Raw genomic sequence first — 14976 nt, 5'->3', positions numbered from 1 at the left:
CCATGTTCCGGACACCCAGCTGCCTTCTCGGCAGTGGAATCGAACCCCGTGTCACCCACGGCCACAGCATCTCCGGCTACGTCCAGATCGGATCGCTGACCAAGGTCGTCACCGGCACCGCGTTGATGCGCATGGCCGAGGCCGACGTCCTCGGCGTGGACGATCCCATCGAACGCTGGCTCGACACACCGCCCGGCAGCGGCATCACCCTGCGGCACCTGGCGGACCACACGTCCGGGCTGCCCCGCCTGCCCCCGGGCCTGCCGCGCAGGAACCCGTACGGCGGCTTCGACCAGGCCGCCCTGGACGCGCTGCTCGGCGGTCTCGGCGAGATGGCCACGGCTCCGCCCAGCGCGTCCGAGGAGTACTCCAACCTCGGTTACGCGCTGCTCGGTTCAGCCCTGTCCGCGGCGGCCGGGGTCCCGTATGAGGAGGTGGTACGCACTTACGTCCTGGAGCCCCTGGGCATCAACGAGATGACGGCACATCCCCCGGCCGAGCAGCGGCTGCTCGCGACGACCCGCCTGCTGAACCGCCCCCGGACGCCGTGGACCATGGATGGCGCCATCCTGCCCGCGGGTGGCCTCTGGGCCACTCCCCGGGCGGCCGCCCAACTGCTGACCGGGCTGCTCGTCGACAGACTCCTCGGGCCGCCCGCCCCGACCTGGCAGAAGACCGGCGCCGTGACCTGGCACAACGGTGCCACTGACGGAGCGTCCGTCTTCGCGGCAACGCTCCCCGACGGGCGATGGGTACTCCTTCACCGGCTCGGCGGATCCCCCACCGACACGGACCGTCTGGGCGGCCAGGCCCTCGCGGCCTCCCGCCTCTCGGGCCAGTGACGCGTCGGGCACCCGGGCCGCCAGTATGATCTCTGGCGTCATCAGGCCGGGCCGCCGGTGACACCGTGCTGGTGTGTGAGCGGAGTGCCTGGTGATCAAGGTTGTAATCGTGGACGACGAAGCCCTCATCCGGACCGGGTTCCAACGCATCCTCTCGACGGAGAGTGACATCGATGTCATCGCTCTGACCAGCGGATCAGGTGCTATCGAGGCCATCGCCGAACGGGCGCCCGACGCGGTACTCCTCGACATCCGGATGCCGGACGTCGACGGGCTCACGGTGTTGCGGCGGATCCGGGAACTCCCGGATCCGCCGGCTGTGTGCATGCTGACCACCTTCGACACCGACGAGCACCTCACCAGCGCCCTCCGGGCCGGTGCGGCGGGCTTCCTGCTCAAGGACACCGAACCCGAACACCTGGCACCGATGGTGCGCTTCATCGCCTCCGGCGGTGTCGCCCTCTCGCCCCGGCCGGGGAACACCGTCATCGACGGCCATCTCGCCCTGCATGGACGCCTGCCGTCGGGCGAACCCCGGCCGCAGCTGACAGAGCGCGAGCACGAAGTCCTGGGGCTGCTCGCCGAGGGGCTGACCAACACCGCCATAGCCGTCAAGACCTACACGAGTCTCAGCACCGTGAAGGAACATGTCAGTGCCATCCTGGCCAAGCTCAGAGCGACCAACCGGGTACAGGCCGCCCTGGCCGCCGAGCGCAACGGGCTCCTGGTGAACAACGTGCCGGACCGGGGACACGACGACCTCACCAGCCCGTCCACGCAATGACGCCGGGAGCCTGCCGGCTTCGCCACCCGTCACGGGATGGCAGGCAACTGCCAGGCCGAGCCTCGATCCGGACGGCATCCGCTCTCACAAGAAGGCCCAGGTCGGTGACCTGGGCCTTCTGCGTTGTCCCTGCGCGATGCCGCCGTATGACGAGGCGTCGCACGGCCGCGCCGGGTGTGGCCGGCTGTTACGGTTGCCCGCATGTGTTCCGTCATCCACAACCGGCAGGCCCTGCGCGACCGGTCGACGCGCTGACCGTGGTGCCGGCCGTCGCCGGCACCTGGTCCCACGTCCACCGTTCACCTCTGGATGACGAGGATCTTCACCATGCGCGCCGACTCGCGCCCCATTTTCGTATGTGTTCACGGCGGCTCCAGCAATGCCCGGGCCTGGGGCCCGTTGCAGAACGAGCTAGCCCTGCTCGGGTACCGTTCGCACGCCGTCGACCTGCCCGGCCACGGCGACCTCGCCGACACCCCTGCCGCCTACTACCGGCAGCCCCAGGACGTCACGGCGCTCGCCGCCGCACCCTCCGCGCTGCGGGGTGTCACGTTGGAGGACAACGTGCGCCACGTGGTGGACACCCTGCGGCGGCTCGCGGCCTCGGGCCCGATCGTCCTGGTCGGCAACAGCCTCGGCGGTCTGACGATCAGCGCCGTCGCCAACGCCGCACCGGAGCTGCTCGAGCGGGTGGTCTACCTCTCCGCGCTCTGCCTCGGCGACCCGGCCATGCTCACCGGGACGTGGGATGTGGCCGACGACGGCCTGCTGAACGCCGCAGTGGCCCGGATCACCGTGCCGGGCGTACGCGATCCGGGCGTGGTCCGGCTGAACTGGCGGGCCGCCCACGCCGATCCGGACCTGTTCGCCGTGCTGAAGGCCGCCATCATGGCCGACTCGACCGACCACCAGTTCCGGCTGCTGCTCGACTCCCTGGACCCTGACGAGACCTACTCGGTGATGGAGCCGGGAGCGCTGGTCCGGGCCGGCACGTGGGGGCGGGTGCCGCACACGTACGTCCGGCTCTCCGCGGACCGGAGCCTTGCCCTGGCCGTCCAGGACCACATGATCCGCGCAGCGGACGCGCTGACCCCGCACAACCCCTTCGACGTGCACACCCTCGCGGCCTCGCACATCGGCTACTTCAGCCGGCCGCGGATCTTCGCGGAACTGCTGACGAGCCTCGTCTGAAGCGTCCCCCGCACCCCGGACGCCTGGGGTGCGGGGCCACCACCGGCCGTCGGCGGACTCCCGTGCCGGGCCGGCCGGCCGTGGGGCCTGGGTACCCTCGGCCCGTGGGAGATCGCGAGGAGTACGAGAGGTACCGGCGGGACCGGGCTGTGCTGGCCGCGGTCGGGGCTCATCTCGAGCCCCGGATCAGCCGGATCGAGGTGCGATTGCCCCGGCCCGTCGCTGAGGCTGCGGTCGCCGCCTGGGAACGTGAGGAACTGGGCGGGGCCTGCGAGGAGAGCCGCGAAGAGTACGAACTGCGCGAGGCCGCTGCCGAGCTGGCCTTCATAGGCATGGCGATCACCTCGGGCGGCGTGTGGGACACGGACGAGGTGATCGTCGACCTGGATGTCGTTCAGATCGCGGCGGCATTGCGGGCTGCCTGGTAGATCGGGCGGCCGCGGCGAAAGGTCGTCCGCCCCGGCGGACGCGGAGCCCCCGGCCGGGTCCGGGCCGTGAGCGGGCGCGCCGATGGGCCGGCTTTCGAGCCCGGCTCTGCCGTGACCGATCCCGGGGCCGATCCCGATACGACGGCAGGGCCCGGACCGCGCGTCGCGGTCCGGGCCCTGCCGTCGTGCGCCGCCGCCCTGCGGCGGCGGCGCGTCAGCTCTGTGCGGCGCTCTCGCCCGTCTGCCCGGCGGCCTCGGCCGCGGCGGCCTTCTCGCGCATCTTGCGCACCAGCTCCGCCTTCTGGTCGGCGGCGCCCCGGCGGTCGAGGTTGCGGTGCGGACCGTTGTTCTGCCGTTCGGCGCGCGACAGCCTCTTGCGCTGGCCGCCTCCCTGGCCCACGGGGTTGTTGATGTTCTTGCTCACGGTCATGGGTTCTCCCGGTCATGATGTGCAGTGATCTACGGATTCATCGGTGGGGGACGGGCGCGGCGACGTCGGAGGACGTCAGCGGGGCCCCGTCACGCGCTCACTCGTGAATCGGCGTCTGGAAGAACATGACAAAGACGTTACCCGGTTCCTCCGGCCCCGCACGCCAAGATCCTCGCCGCCCCCGCATCGGACGGACCTGCTGACGCCTGCCGCGGCCGGACCCGCCGCACCGTGCGGGCCAGGACGTCCACGGGGCCGTGGAGGGGCGGCTACGACCGGCTACCGGTGCCTCCCGACCGGCGGGTGGCCAGCACATGTCCCAGGTCCATCATGCTGAGGCCGAACATCAGGATGCCCAGCGGGACATGGAGCGAGGGCATGTGCGCGATGCCCAGCACCACCTGCACCGAGGCGAGTACGAGGAAACCGGACGCGTACAGGACGGGGCGCGGCGAGCCGCCGCCCGGCCGCCAGGCCAGGACCGCGGCGAGTACGTACAGCATCGAGGCGCCGTACATCACGCGTGAACCCACGTCGTGCAGTGTCGCGCCGTACGACGAGGACAGCAGGAGCCCGGCGGTCGCCGCCTGGAAGAAGATCGCCAAGGTCTGCACGGCTATCGCGACCTGGAGGAACGTGAATCGGCCCGGTACTGCCGTCGTCTGCGTGGCCATGGCGCGGCCCCCCTCATCTGCCTCGCGGCGGTGGATCGTCGGTGTCTCGGCAGTCCGACGACGTGGGGCCGCGAAATGTGAGGTGCCGCCGGCCTCACCGTTCGGGGCGGTGTTTCGTCGTAGTGCCGAGAGCCGGAACGGACGACACGAACAGGGAGCGGTAACGATCATGAACACCCCGTCCGGGGCAGGGCACGACGGCTTCGAGCCGGGCCTGAGCGCGATCGTCGGCGAGCGGCGCAAGCTGATCAACCTCGCCTACCGGCTGCTCGGTTCGCTGGCCGAGGCCGAGGACGCCGTGCAGGAGACGTACGCGCGCTGGTACGCGATGTCGCGCCAGCAGCAGGAGGCCATCGAGTCACCCGGTGCCTGGCTGACGACGGTGGCCGGCCGCATCTGCCTGGACGTGCTCGGCTCGGCGCGGGCCAGGCGCGAGCGCTACGTCGGCGAATGGATCCCCGAGCCGCTGCCCGACCGCACGGAGTGGATCAGCGGACGGGCGGGCGACGGCGGGACCGGAGGGCCGGTCGACCCCGCCGACCGGATCACCCTGGACGAGTCGGTGAACATGGCCTTCCTCGTCGTCCTGGAGGCGATGACACCGGCCGAACGCGTGGCCTTCATCCTGCACGACGTCTTCCGCTACCCCTTCGCCGAGATCGCCGAGGTCCTCGGCCGGACGCCCGCGGCCTGCCGGCAACTGGCGTCCTCCGCCCGCCGCCGCATTCACGCGGCGAAGGCCCCGGCGGCCCCGGCCGACCCGGTGGCCGCGACCGTCGGACAGGCGGGCCTGGTGCGGGACTTCAAGGAGGCGTGGGAGGCCAAGGACATCAAGGCACTCGTCGGACTCCTCGACCCCGACGCCACGTTGACCGCCGACGGCGGCGGACTGGTCGGCACCGTCCTGCGCCCGGTCGAGGGCAGCGAGCAGATCGCCCAGTACCTGATCCACATCGCCGACAAGGCCCCCGGCCTGACCCTGCTGGAACGGAAGGTCAACGGACGGCCCGGCCTGGTCGCCCAGCACTCCGGGGTCACCGTGACCGTGGCATCGTTCAGCCTCACCGATGGCCGCATCTCCCGCATCTGGGCGGTCCGCAACCCGGAGAAGCTCCGCCCCTGGACCGAGAACGGGCAGAGCTGAGCCGGCACCGGGGGCACGCCCCCGGCCCTGCCCTGCGCCCTGCCCTGCGCCCGGCCCGGCCCGGCCCGGCCCCACAAGCACTCACGTACGGGAGCCCACGAACATGCGCATCCGACTCCTTCAGGGCATCGCCCTGCTCGCCACCGGACTCCTCGCCGGCGCGTTCGGCTACGGCGCGGCCAACCTCGTCCCCACCTTCAACGCAGTACCCCTCGACATGCGGCTGTCGTTCCACGCCGAACTGATGAAGATGAACGGCATCACCGTGCAGGCCGCGATGGGGGTGTCGACAGTCTGCTCGCTGGCACTCGCCGCCCTGACGCGCGGCCGCACCCGGCTGCTCGCAGGTGCGGCGGGTCTGCTGACCCTCGCGTCCTTCCTGATCACCCGGTTCGGCAACGTCCCGATCAACGGCCGGATCAAGGAATGGGCGCGCACCTCGGCCCCGGCCGACCACGCGGAGATCCTGCGCCGCTGGGAGATGTTCAACGACCTCCGTACCGGTGCCGCCGTCATCGCGTTCGCGGTTCTGGTCTTCCTGGCCCTGGGTCCGCAGACCCGCGACCGACGCCCGGCCGGGCCCGGCACCGGGTGAAGTTCCCGCGGAGTGCCGCACTCGGGCATCCCGCCACCGCCACCGGGCCCGGTACGACGCATCCGGCCGCCGCCGGGCCGGTCACGGAACCTGTGGACGCGCCCGCACACATGGCCGATCATGACGGGATGTCACTGCGTACGCACGAGGCCGACGTGTTCGAGGGTTCCAGGGGCCGCCTGGAGGCGATCGCCTATCGGCTGCTGGGGTCGGCCGGTGACGCCGAGGACGCAGTGCAGGAGACGTTCCTGCGCTGGCACGCGGCGGACCGGGAGCTGATCGAGACGCCTGAGGCCTGGCTGACGAAGGTGCTCACCAACCTCTGCCTCAACCAGCTCACCTCGGCACGGGTCAGGCGGGAGACCTACGTGGGGCAGTGGCTCCCGGAGCCGGTCCTGGCCGGAGACCGGATGCTCGGTCCGGCCGACACGGCCGAGCAGCGCGAGTCGGTGTCCCTCGCGGTGCTCACCCTCATGGAGCGGCTGTCGCCCAACGAGCGCGTGGTGTACGTACTGCGCGAGGCGTTCGGGTACGCGCACCGCGAGATCGGCGAGATCCTCGACCTCACCGAGGCGAACTGCCAGCAGATCTACCGGCGCGCCAAGCAGCACCTCGCCAGTGACCGGGCCCGCACCGAGATCGATGCGGCCGCCGCGCGGAAGGTCGTCGAGGAGTTCCTCGCCGCGGCGCTCAGCGGCGACACCGAGCCGCTGATCCGGCTGCTCACCGAGGACGCGGTCACGGTGGCCGACGGCGGTGCCCGGGTTCCGGCCCGCAGGACCCCGGTCATCGGTGCGCTCGGCATCGCGCGGTACCTGCGGGGTCTGTTCCGGCCGGGTCTGGCCAAGCGGGCCCATGCGGGAGGCGGTGCCATCGTTGCCCATGCCGCCGTCGTGAACGGCGGTCCCGCCGCTCTGATCACGGCCGGCGAGCGGATTCTGGGCGTCATCTCCCTCGCGCCCACGCCCGAGGGCGTCGGCGCGATCCAGATCCAGGTCAACCCCGACAAGCTGGAACGCATCACGCGCCAGTGGGCGGCTGCCGGCCCCCATCACCCCCTCACCCAGGTGATGTGACCCACGTCACTTTCGAAAGATGTCAGGGATCGCGCGGCTGTCCGGTTCAGGAGGTGAGTCCAACCGGATAGGGAGCCAGCCATGAAGCACCGCATTGTCGTCCTCGGAGCCGGGTACGCCGGAGCCATCGCCGCCGGTCGCCTCGCCAAGCGGCTGCACCGCGACGACGTCGAGATCACCGTGGTCAACGGCGACCCCGAGTTCGTCGAGAGGGTCCGTCTGCACCAGCTCGCGAGCGGCCAGGACCTGCCGCCGCGCCGGCTGCGCGACATCTACGCGGGCACCGGCGTGCAGTTCCGGGCGGCGCGGGTCACCGCCGTCGACGTGGACCGCAAGAACGTCGATCTCGCCGACGAGCACGGCGCCGGGACCCTCGGCTACGACACCCTCGTGTACGCCCTGGGGAGCACCGCCACCGACCACGGCGTCCCCGGCGTCGCCGAGCACGCCCACGACGTCGCCGGGAAGCAGGGCGCACTGCGGCTGCGGGCGCGGCTGGCCGAGCTGGCGCCGGGCGGGACCGTACTGATCGCCGGCGGCGGGCTGACCGGCATCGAAGCGGCCACCGAGATCGCCGAGGCGCGCCCGGACCTCGAGGTCGCCATCGCCGCCCGCGGCGGCGTCGGCGACTGGCTCAGCGACAAGGCCCGGCGCCACCTGCGCGGCGCCTTCGAACGGCTCGGCATCACGGTCCACGAGCAGGCCGACATCACGTGCGTCGGAGCGAACGGCGCGGTCACCGCTGCGGGCGGGGAGATCCCGGCCCAGGTGACCGTGTGGACCGCCGGCTTCGCCGTGCACCCGATCGCGGCAGCCACCACGCTGGAGGTCTCCGACACCGGACGGATCGTCGTCGACGCCACCATGCGTTCGGTGTCCCACCCCGACGTGTACGCAGTCGGCGACGCCGCGCTCGCCGAGGGCGCGGGCAACAAGGCGCTGCGGATGTCCTGCGCCACGGCGACCCCGATGGCATGGCAGGCCGCGGACGCGCTCGCCGCGCGGCTGACCGGCCGGAAGGTCCCCGAGACCACGATCGGCTACAACGCGCAGTGCATCAGCCTCGGACGCCGCGACGGGATCCTCCAGAAGGTGACCCCCGACGACCGGGTCAAGCCCACGGCCGTCACGGGCCGGGCCGGTGCCCGCCTCAAGGAGCTCATCTGCTCGGGCGCGGCCTGGAGCGTCTCCCACCCGACCCTGATGCTGCCGAGCCGCCGCCACCGCATCGTGACGACCGCCGAAGCCCGGCCCCGGCCCGTCGCCCGGTGAAGCGGTCACGCGCCGGCGGGGGAACCGGGCGTGTCGGGGGTGTCGGGGAGCGTGGATCGGGCCGCTCGGACGATGGCGGTCGCGGCGCGGGACGCGGCCAGGACCGGGGCGGTGCTGCGCGCGGCGCGGCCGAGCATGAAGGCGCCCTCCAGCAGGGCGATCACCGAGCTCGCGGTCTCGTGCGCGGCGGGCTCGGTGAGGCCTCCGGCGGCGTAGAAGGCGGCGAGGCCGTCCGTCCAGCTCGCGAACACCTCGGCGGTGGCCAGGCGCAGCGGTTCGTGGGTACTGGCCACCTCCAGCGCGACGGTGGCGATGGGGCACGGGTCGGCGAAGTCGAGCTCCTGGAGGGTCTGCGCCGCGGCAGTGAACGCGTCGCCCGTGACGGCGGCCATGTCCCGGGCACCGTCACGGCCTCCGTCCGGGGATGCGTCCGGGGCCCCGTCGGGGGAGGCGAAGAGTTCGGCGATCAGCACGAGGTAGGCCGCGCCGGACGTACGGATCACCTCCTCGCCCAGCTGCGATTTGCCGCCGGGGAAGAAGTGGTAGGCCGAGCCGTACGGCGCATCGGCGGCCGCGACGATCTGCTTCATGCCCGTCGCCGCATAGCCCTGGCGCCGGAACAGCTCGGTCGCGGCCGTGACGATGCGCTGCCTGGTGTCGCCCGTGGTCCTCACGCTCGCTAGTCTCTCACTAGATCGGTCTATCTAGTCGGAGGTAGCACCTTGTCCGAGATCGAGCTGAGCGCAGGCGTCATCGACTACACGGACACGGGCGGCGACGGCGAGGTCGTGGTGCTCGTCCACGGGCTCGGGTTCGACGGGTCGGTCTGGGACGCGGTGGTGCGGGAGCTGCGCGGGGACTTCCGCGTGGTGGTGCCCGTACTGCCGATCGGCAGCCACCGCAGGCCGATGCGGCCGGACGCGGACCTTTCGGCGCAGGGGGTCGCCGCGGTACTGGCCGAGTTCCTGGAGCGCCTCGGCCTGCACGGTGTCACCCTGGTCCAGAACGACGCGGGCACCGCCCAGCTCCTGGTGGGGGTGCGCGACGAACGCATCGGCCGCCTCGTCCTCACCTCGTGCGAGGCGCTGGAGAACTACCCGCCGGGTGCCCAGGGCAGGACGCTGCACGCGGCGAGCCGGATCCCGGGCGGCCTGTTCCTGCTGCTGCAGTCCTTCCGCGTCCCCTTCCTCGTACGGATGCGGAGCTCGCTGGGCGGGATGGCGGCGCGGCCGATCCCGTACGCGCTCGTGCGGCGCTGGTACCGGCCCCTGCTCACCCACCGCGCGATCCGCCGGGACATCGCCAAGTTCTGCCGCAGCACCGAGAAGGACACCTACCTGCGGGCCGCGGAGAGGCTCACGGGCTTCGACCGGCCCGCGCTGGTCGCCTGGGGAGCCGAGGACCGCATGATGCCGCCGGCGACGGGCCGCCGGCTCGCCGGGCTGCTGCCGCGGGGGCGGTACGTGGAGATCCCCGGGGCGGGCACCCTCGTCCAGCTGGACAACCCCGGCGCCCTCTGCGCGGAGCTGCGCCGCTTCATCGGGGAGAACCCCACGGAGGCCGCCAAGTGACCCCACCCGAAACGGCCGTTGCGGTCACCTGGACCCCGGGCGACACCACGGTCCGATGGAGCGGCCCCGCCGGGGACGTCGAGAAGGCGTACGAGCTGCCGCCGCAGGACGTCCTGGCGTGGCGAGAGCGGGGCGAGACGCTGGTGCTGGTGGTCGAAGCGCTGGACCCCACGCCCTTCACCCGGTCGGACAACGCGGTGGTGCACCGCGCCGACGGCTCGGAGCTGTACCGGCTGCGGCCGCCCGGCGACCTGCTGCGGGACCCGAACGACGTGCACGGCTTCCACCTCGCCCTTTTGCAGGACGAGCGGCCGTTGCTCATCGTCGTCACGCGCAACGCGGGGGACTTCCAGGGCCGGATCGACCTGGACACCGGCGAGATCGTGGAGATCAACACCTGGCGCTGAGGTGCGGATGTGCGCGCCGCCCGATTTCGCCGAGCTGGTCGAGGGCGCCGGCACGGACGGGCCGACGGTGGCCGCCCGGTTGCTGCCCGACGCCGCCGGCGCCGCCGGAGCGGGCCGGGAGGCGCGGCCCGAGCCCGCGTGAGATCCGCCCACCGTGACCCCGGGCTGCCGTGCCGGAGCCCGCGGCCGGGTGGCCCGGCGGATCAGCCGGCGGCCCGCTCGACGAGCGCGGCGATCAGTGTCTCGTCGGCCGGGGTCAGCTTCGTCAGGGCGTACGAGGTCGGCCACATCGTGCCCTCGTCCAGGTTCGCCGGGTCGCTGAAGCCGAGGGTGGCGTACCGGCTCTTGAACTTCTGCGCGCTCTGGAAGAAGCAGAGGACCTTGCCGGCCTTGGCGTACGCGGGCATCCCGTACCAGAGCTTCGGGGAGAGGTCCGGGGCGGCGGCCCTGATGATGGCGTGGAGCCGTGCCGCGAGGACGCGGTCCGCGTCCTCCATCTCGGCGATCTTCGCGAGGACCTCGGCCTCCGGGTCGGGCTTGGCGGCACGTGATCCGCGGCGCCCGGCGGCCCTCAGCTCCTTGGCACGCTCCTTGATCGCGTCCCGTTCCTCGTCCGTGAAACCGTCGGCCTGCTCCTCGACCGCGCCGGTGTCCCCCGTCGACGTCTGCGTGCCCTTCATGTGCGCGTTCCTCTCTCGCGAAGCTCGATGGCCGATGGCCGATGACCGATGCTCGATCGGGTGGTGCGGGTCGGGGATCAGGCGGTGGGAGCCGGTACCGCGGCCTCCCAGGCGAAGCCGTCCGGGTCGGTGAAGGTCCCGCCGGTGCCGCCGATCACGAGCCGGTGGGAGCCGGAGCCGTCGATCGGGACGCCTACGTCCTTGGCCAGGGCGCGGCGCCCGTACAGCGCCAGCTTGAAGGGGCTCGACGGGGTGGCGAACTCGACGTACTTGCTGCCGAAGCTCTTGGCCACGGCGAGGCCGTGGCCGACGTAGAACTGCTTGCTGGCGGACACGTCGGCCGCCCCCAGCAGGAGCACGACGTCGTCGATCCGCCCGGTGGCCGGACCGCTGTCCCGCTTCGCGGACGTCGCGAGCTTCCAGATCGTCCCGTCCGGGGCCCGCACGATCGCGGCGTAGCCCCAGAACGACTTCGAGGCGGGCTTCAGGGTGGTGGCCCCGGCGGCGAGGGCGGCGCCGGCGAGGGCGTCCACATCGGCCGGCCGGGGGACGGTGAGCGAGAGCGCGAACCCGCGGAATCCGGTCGTCGGTGCTTCCGAGGCCCTGAGGCGGACCTGCACGTCGGGAGCGAAGGCGGTGTAGAAGCGGTGGGCGGCCGTGGTGTCGGCCACCTCAAGGGTGAAGGTCTCGGTGGAGGTCATGAACATCACGCTAGTTGTGGGGCCGGGGCGGATGCTTCTCGAATCCTGACCGGTTCGGCCGGCCGCCGGGCGGTGCGCGCGTAGGCGTCCGGAGCCGTGCTGGTCAGCTCGGTGAAACGGGTGCCGAAGATGCCCGGGGTCGCACAGCCGACGGCGCGGCCGACCTCGGTGACGGTGAGGTCGCCGCCCCGCAGCAGGGCCGTCGCGCGCTCGATGCGGCGCGCCGTCAGATAGGCGTACGGGGACGCGCCGTAGGCGAGCCGGAACTGGCGGCCGAGGTGCCCCGCCGCCATGTCCGCGGCGCGCGCGAGCTCCTCGACGTCGAGCGGACGCGCGTACTCCCGGTCGAGCCGGTCCCGGACGCGGCGCAGCCGCGCCAGGTCCAGCAGGTGTGCGGCCTCGATCCGTGCGCGTCTCCACGCGGGATGACACATGGATGGACCCCCTTCGTCGATGTGCGCGAACGGTTCAGCGGAGTTCTTGGATGCGGATGAGGTTGCCCGCGGGGTCGCGGAAGGCGCAGTCGCGGACGCCGTACGGCTGCTCGGTCGGCTCCTGGACGACCTCGGCGTCGCCTGCCTGGACCTTCTCGAAGACGCTGTCGAGGTTCTTGGTGGCGAGGAGGATCCAGCCGTAGGTGCCCTTCGCCATCATCTCGGCGATGGTGCGGCGCTCGGCCTCGGTGACCCCGGGGTCGACGGCGGGCGGCGCGAGGAGGATGCCCGTGCCGGGCTGGCCGGCGGGGCCGACCGTGATCCAGCGCATCTTGCCCTGGCCGACGTCGCTGCGGACCTCGAAGCCGAGGACGTCGCGGTAGAAGGCCACCGCGGCGTCCGGGTCGTCGTGCGGGAGGGTGCTCAGGTGAATGCTGATGTCCATGGGCGAACGGTAACTGCGCCTGTACGCAGGGCGCTTCTCGAATCCTGACCGATTCGGCCCCGTTGCCCCGGCCCCGGCCCGGCCCCGCCCGTGGACCGGCAACGGACCGGCCGCGGACCGGACCGGACCGCGTCGCGCCCGACGCCCGCCCCCGAGGAGGTGCCCCGGCCTCTTGATCACTAGGGGCTGCGGCCGGGCGGGGGACTGAGGATCGGGCTGCGGGGCGCCGTCGGCGCAGCTCAGGGCGATGTCTTCACCCGGCCGGCCCGAAGCCCGAATGATCTTCCCGATGTGCGGCGCCCGACGCGTCGGCATAGGTCTGTGCTCGTAGACGTCGCAGGCGTCCTGTGCCCCCGTACGTCCGGGGCACCCGCCGCTCCAGCACCTCTGGTGAGGAGTCACATGTCACGCATCAAGCGCCGGTCAGCGCACCGGGCCGCTCAACGGGCCGCGCACCAGGCCGCTCAACGGGCCGCAGGCCGGGCCACCCACCGGGCCGCGCTCTCCGTCCTCGCGGCCGCCGCCGCCCTGGTCACCGCATTCCCCGCCGTCCCCGCGGCCGCGCACGACGGCTCGGCCCGCCCCGAGGAAAGAGCCGCCCTCGGCGCCGAACACGCCCAGGAGCATACGAAGGTCCGCGAACAGCTCCTCAAGCTGGGCGGGTACTCCCAGCTCGCCCGCATCGACAGCCTGAACTCACTGACCCGGTCCCAGGCGGACGTGAACGCGCGCTTCCACCCCAAGGCGTTCGGGCAGTTCGCCGAGTACTTCCAGTCTCCGGACTTCGCCGCCCACATCGCCATGCTCCCGACCGGCAAGGTGCTGCTCTTCTCCTTCGAGCGCATGGAGACCGACCCGACCGAGGAGCCCGCGCCGACCAACACCCTGGGCAAGGCCAACGCCGGCCGCGCCTTCCTGTGGGACCCGCGCCGCGGCACCGGGGCGGACGCCTTCAAGAAGGTCACCCCGCCCGAGCTGGTCGTGCCGGACGGCACCGGCGAGAAGCGCCCTGCGCCCTTCTTCTGCGCCGGCCACGCCTTCCTGCCCAACGGCATGCTCGGCGTCTTCGGCGGCAACCTCGGCTACGGCGGCGGCGCCGGCGCCAAGCTGTCGCTGGTCTTCGACCCGTGGACCGAGGGCTGGTCCGTGAACAAGGACATGGAGGTCGGCCGCTGGTACCCCTCCGTGGCCACCGCCCCCGACGGCCGCCTGCTGATCATGTCCGGCCACACCGACCAGGGCTGGGGCACCTCCACCTCCGTCATCGAGCGCTTCCCGGCCAAGAGCCACCCCGTCCCCTTCGAGAAGACGGTGATCCCGAGGGACGTCCCGACCGACACCCTGCGCGTGGACGCGCCGTTCGGCGCCGACAGCGACTACCCGCACCTGTTCACCCTGCGCGACGGCAAGGTGTACGGGCTGGGCCGCCACGCCACCCGCCAGTGGGCCTTCGACCCGGTCGCGGAGACCCGTACGGACCTGCCCGCGCGCCCCGACGGCGTCCACCGCGGCTACGGCTCCGCCGTGCCGCTGCCCGCGGGACTGCGCGGCCCCGACTCCGTCCTGGTCCTCGGCGGCGACCGGGACGACCCCAACACCTACCGGCTCACGAGCGGCGGCGCCTGGGAGAAGCAGCAGCCCCGCGCCTTCGGCCGTACGCAGGACGACACGCTGCTGCTCCCGGACGCGAGCCTGCTCACCGTCAACGGCGCCTACGGCATCCGGGACTACGGCAACGGCGACTACAACCCCAAGTCCGATCTGAAGTACCGGCAGATCGAGACCCGCAACGCGCTGGGCGAGTGGAAGCTGGGCCCGGCGCAGCGGCTGCCGCGCGGCTACCACTCCAACGCCGTCGTCCTCCCGGACGGCCGGGTCATGGTGACCGGTGACGAGCTGCAGCAGCTCGCCAACGACCCGAAGATCGACGACGACATGAACGGCAGCATCGAGATCTTCGAGCCGTCCTACCTGCACCGGGGAAACCGCCCGGTGCTGGACTACGCCCCTGAGGGACCGCTGCGGTACGACGCCGCCTTCACGGTGGGGACCTCCACGCCCGACCGGGTCAAGAAGGCCGTCCTGCTGGCCCCGACCACCGCGACGCACTCGCTCAACACCAGCCAGCGCCACCTGGAGCTGGGCATCGTGCACCGCAAGGGGAACATCCTGCGCCTGCAGGCACCGCCCTCGGCCAATGACGTCCCGCCCGGCTACTACATGCTCTTCCTGCTGGACGAGTACGGGGTGCCGAGCGCGGCCAAGTGGGTCTCCTTCAGGTAACCGCCGGACGCACCACAGC

General features: G+C 72.2%; 19 protein-coding genes. 12 read left to right on the top strand and 7 right to left on the bottom strand.

What is annotated here, in order from left to right:
- Positions 1-2: 2 nt before the first annotated feature.
- From OG444_RS20700 to OG444_RS20685, 4 genes are all read left to right on the top strand, one after another.
- Entirely contained in the window at positions 3-842 is an 840-nt protein-coding gene (locus OG444_RS20700; RefSeq protein ID WP_327263581.1) for a serine hydrolase domain-containing protein, read from the top strand.
- Positions 843-933: 91 nt separating this feature from the next.
- Positions 934-1626 (top strand): response regulator transcription factor, encoded by a 693-nt coding sequence (locus OG444_RS20695; RefSeq protein WP_327263580.1) that lies wholly within the window; start codon positions 934-936, stop codon positions 1624-1626.
- A 327-nt stretch (positions 1627-1953) separates the two neighbouring features.
- The gene (locus tag OG444_RS20690) at positions 1954-2817 is read left to right on the top strand and encodes an alpha/beta hydrolase (protein WP_327263579.1); all 864 of its coding nucleotides are present in this window, start codon (positions 1954-1956) and stop codon (positions 2815-2817) included.
- Between the two features lie 104 nt (positions 2818-2921).
- A complete protein-coding gene (locus tag OG444_RS20685) occupies positions 2922-3245 on the top strand; it encodes a hypothetical protein (RefSeq protein ID WP_327263578.1) in 324 nt (107 codons plus the stop codon).
- A gap of 214 nt (positions 3246-3459) precedes the next feature.
- Here OG444_RS20685 and OG444_RS20680 read toward each other — a convergent pair whose 3' ends face one another.
- Together OG444_RS20680 and OG444_RS20675 are read right to left on the bottom strand one after the other, a co-directional pair.
- A complete protein-coding gene (locus OG444_RS20680) occupies positions 3460-3675 on the bottom strand; it encodes a DUF6243 family protein (protein ID WP_327263577.1) in 216 nt (71 codons plus the stop codon).
- Between the two features lie 269 nt (positions 3676-3944).
- Entirely contained in the window at positions 3945-4349 is a 405-nt protein-coding gene (locus OG444_RS20675) for a hypothetical protein (RefSeq protein ID WP_327263576.1), read from the bottom strand.
- Between the two features lie 169 nt (positions 4350-4518).
- Between OG444_RS20675 and sigJ (OG444_RS20670) the strand changes: the two genes are divergently transcribed.
- The 4 genes from sigJ (OG444_RS20670) to OG444_RS20655 all read left to right on the top strand — a co-directional run bounded on the left by sigJ (OG444_RS20670) (position 4519) and on the right by OG444_RS20655 (position 8436).
- On the top strand, positions 4519-5493 hold the full coding sequence (gene sigJ, locus OG444_RS20670) for an RNA polymerase sigma factor SigJ (RefSeq protein WP_327263575.1): 975 nt from the start codon (positions 4519-4521) through the stop codon (positions 5491-5493).
- Between the two features lie 103 nt (positions 5494-5596).
- A complete protein-coding gene (locus tag OG444_RS20665) occupies positions 5597-6088 on the top strand; it encodes a DUF1772 domain-containing protein (RefSeq protein ID WP_327263574.1) in 492 nt (163 codons plus the stop codon).
- 128 nt (positions 6089-6216) lie between these two features.
- The gene (gene sigJ, locus OG444_RS20660; protein WP_327263573.1) at positions 6217-7164 is read left to right on the top strand and encodes an RNA polymerase sigma factor SigJ; all 948 of its coding nucleotides are present in this window, start codon (positions 6217-6219) and stop codon (positions 7162-7164) included.
- An 81-nt stretch (positions 7165-7245) separates the two neighbouring features.
- Complete coding sequence (locus OG444_RS20655) at positions 7246-8436, top strand: NAD(P)/FAD-dependent oxidoreductase (protein WP_327263572.1); 1191 nt, start codon at positions 7246-7248, stop codon at positions 8434-8436.
- Between the two features lie 5 nt (positions 8437-8441).
- On the opposite strand, the gene OG444_RS20650 is transcribed toward OG444_RS20655, so the two are convergent.
- A complete protein-coding gene (locus tag OG444_RS20650; RefSeq protein WP_327263571.1) occupies positions 8442-9110 on the bottom strand; it encodes a TetR/AcrR family transcriptional regulator in 669 nt (222 codons plus the stop codon).
- A gap of 48 nt (positions 9111-9158) precedes the next feature.
- On the opposite strand from OG444_RS20650, the gene OG444_RS20645 reads away from it, so the two are divergent.
- The 3 genes from OG444_RS20645 to OG444_RS20635 are packed head-to-tail and all read left to right on the top strand — an operon-like array spanning position 9159 to position 10556.
- On the top strand, positions 9159-10007 hold the full coding sequence (locus OG444_RS20645; RefSeq protein ID WP_327263570.1) for an alpha/beta fold hydrolase: 849 nt from the start codon (positions 9159-9161) through the stop codon (positions 10005-10007).
- A complete protein-coding gene (locus OG444_RS20640) occupies positions 10004-10414 on the top strand; it encodes a hypothetical protein (RefSeq protein ID WP_327263569.1) in 411 nt (136 codons plus the stop codon). The genes OG444_RS20645 and OG444_RS20640 overlap by 4 nt, the downstream gene beginning before the upstream one ends.
- Positions 10415-10421: 7 nt before the next feature.
- Positions 10422-10556 (top strand): hypothetical protein, encoded by a 135-nt coding sequence (locus OG444_RS20635; protein WP_327263568.1) that lies wholly within the window; start codon positions 10422-10424, stop codon positions 10554-10556.
- Between the two features lie 61 nt (positions 10557-10617).
- On the opposite strand, the gene OG444_RS20630 is transcribed toward OG444_RS20635, so the two are convergent.
- The 4 genes from OG444_RS20630 to OG444_RS20615 all read right to left on the bottom strand — a co-directional run bounded on the left by OG444_RS20630 (position 10618) and on the right by OG444_RS20615 (position 12674).
- Entirely contained in the window at positions 10618-11094 is a 477-nt protein-coding gene (locus OG444_RS20630; protein WP_327263567.1) for an iron chaperone, read from the bottom strand.
- A gap of 77 nt (positions 11095-11171) precedes the next feature.
- Positions 11172-11795: a glyoxalase gene (locus OG444_RS20625; RefSeq protein ID WP_327263566.1), complete on the bottom strand. Its 624-nt coding sequence runs from the start codon at positions 11793-11795 to the stop codon at positions 11172-11174.
- Positions 11796-11800: 5 nt separating this feature from the next.
- Positions 11801-12229, bottom strand: coding sequence for a helix-turn-helix transcriptional regulator (locus tag OG444_RS20620; protein ID WP_327263565.1), 429 nt, complete (start codon positions 12227-12229; stop codon positions 11801-11803).
- A 34-nt stretch (positions 12230-12263) separates the two neighbouring features.
- Positions 12264-12674, bottom strand: coding sequence for a VOC family protein (locus OG444_RS20615; RefSeq protein ID WP_327263564.1), 411 nt, complete (start codon positions 12672-12674; stop codon positions 12264-12266).
- 402 nt (positions 12675-13076) lie between these two features.
- On the opposite strand from OG444_RS20615, the gene OG444_RS20610 reads away from it, so the two are divergent.
- Positions 13077-14957, top strand: a complete 1881-nt coding sequence (locus tag OG444_RS20610; RefSeq protein WP_327263563.1) for a galactose oxidase early set domain-containing protein — start codon at positions 13077-13079, stop codon at positions 14955-14957.
- Positions 14958-14976: the final 19 nt, after the last annotated feature.

Source organism: Streptomyces sp. NBC_01232, from assembly GCF_035989885.1.
Taxonomy (GTDB): Bacteria; Actinomycetota; Actinomycetes; order Streptomycetales; family Streptomycetaceae; genus Streptomyces.
The sequence above is the reverse complement of the archived record's forward strand: the minus strand, read 5'-3'. Positions and strand labels throughout refer to the sequence as shown.

Excerpts from the sequence above, each read along its gene's own strand:
- OG444_RS20615 (WP_327263564.1), bottom strand. The coding sequence starts at position 12,674 with ATGGACATCAGCATTCACCTGAGCACCCTCCCGCACGACGACCCGGAC.
- OG444_RS20635 (WP_327263568.1), top strand. The coding sequence starts at position 10,422 with ATGTGCGCGCCGCCCGATTTCGCCGAGCTGGTCGAGGGCGCCGGCACG.
- sigJ (WP_327263575.1), top strand. The coding sequence starts at position 4,519 with ATGAACACCCCGTCCGGGGCAGGGCACGACGGCTTCGAGCCGGGCCTG.
- OG444_RS20620 (WP_327263565.1), bottom strand. The coding sequence starts at position 12,229 with ATGTGTCATCCCGCGTGGAGACGCGCACGGATCGAGGCCGCACACCTG.
- OG444_RS20700 (WP_327263581.1), top strand. The coding sequence starts at position 3 with ATGTTCCGGACACCCAGCTGCCTTCTCGGCAGTGGAATCGAACCCCGT.
- OG444_RS20680 (WP_327263577.1), bottom strand. The coding sequence starts at position 3,675 with ATGACCGTGAGCAAGAACATCAACAACCCCGTGGGCCAGGGAGGCGGC.
- OG444_RS20665 (WP_327263574.1), top strand. The coding sequence starts at position 5,597 with ATGCGCATCCGACTCCTTCAGGGCATCGCCCTGCTCGCCACCGGACTC.
- OG444_RS20630 (WP_327263567.1), bottom strand. The coding sequence starts at position 11,094 with ATGAAGGGCACGCAGACGTCGACGGGGGACACCGGCGCGGTCGAGGAG.
- OG444_RS20675 (WP_327263576.1), bottom strand. The coding sequence starts at position 4,349 with ATGGCCACGCAGACGACGGCAGTACCGGGCCGATTCACGTTCCTCCAG.
- OG444_RS20655 (WP_327263572.1), top strand. The coding sequence starts at position 7,246 with ATGAAGCACCGCATTGTCGTCCTCGGAGCCGGGTACGCCGGAGCCATC.
- OG444_RS20625 (WP_327263566.1), bottom strand. The coding sequence starts at position 11,795 with ATGACCTCCACCGAGACCTTCACCCTTGAGGTGGCCGACACCACGGCC.
- sigJ (WP_327263573.1), top strand. The coding sequence starts at position 6,217 with ATGTCACTGCGTACGCACGAGGCCGACGTGTTCGAGGGTTCCAGGGGC.
- OG444_RS20690 (WP_327263579.1), top strand. The coding sequence starts at position 1,954 with ATGCGCGCCGACTCGCGCCCCATTTTCGTATGTGTTCACGGCGGCTCC.
- OG444_RS20610 (WP_327263563.1), top strand. The coding sequence starts at position 13,077 with ATGTCACGCATCAAGCGCCGGTCAGCGCACCGGGCCGCTCAACGGGCC.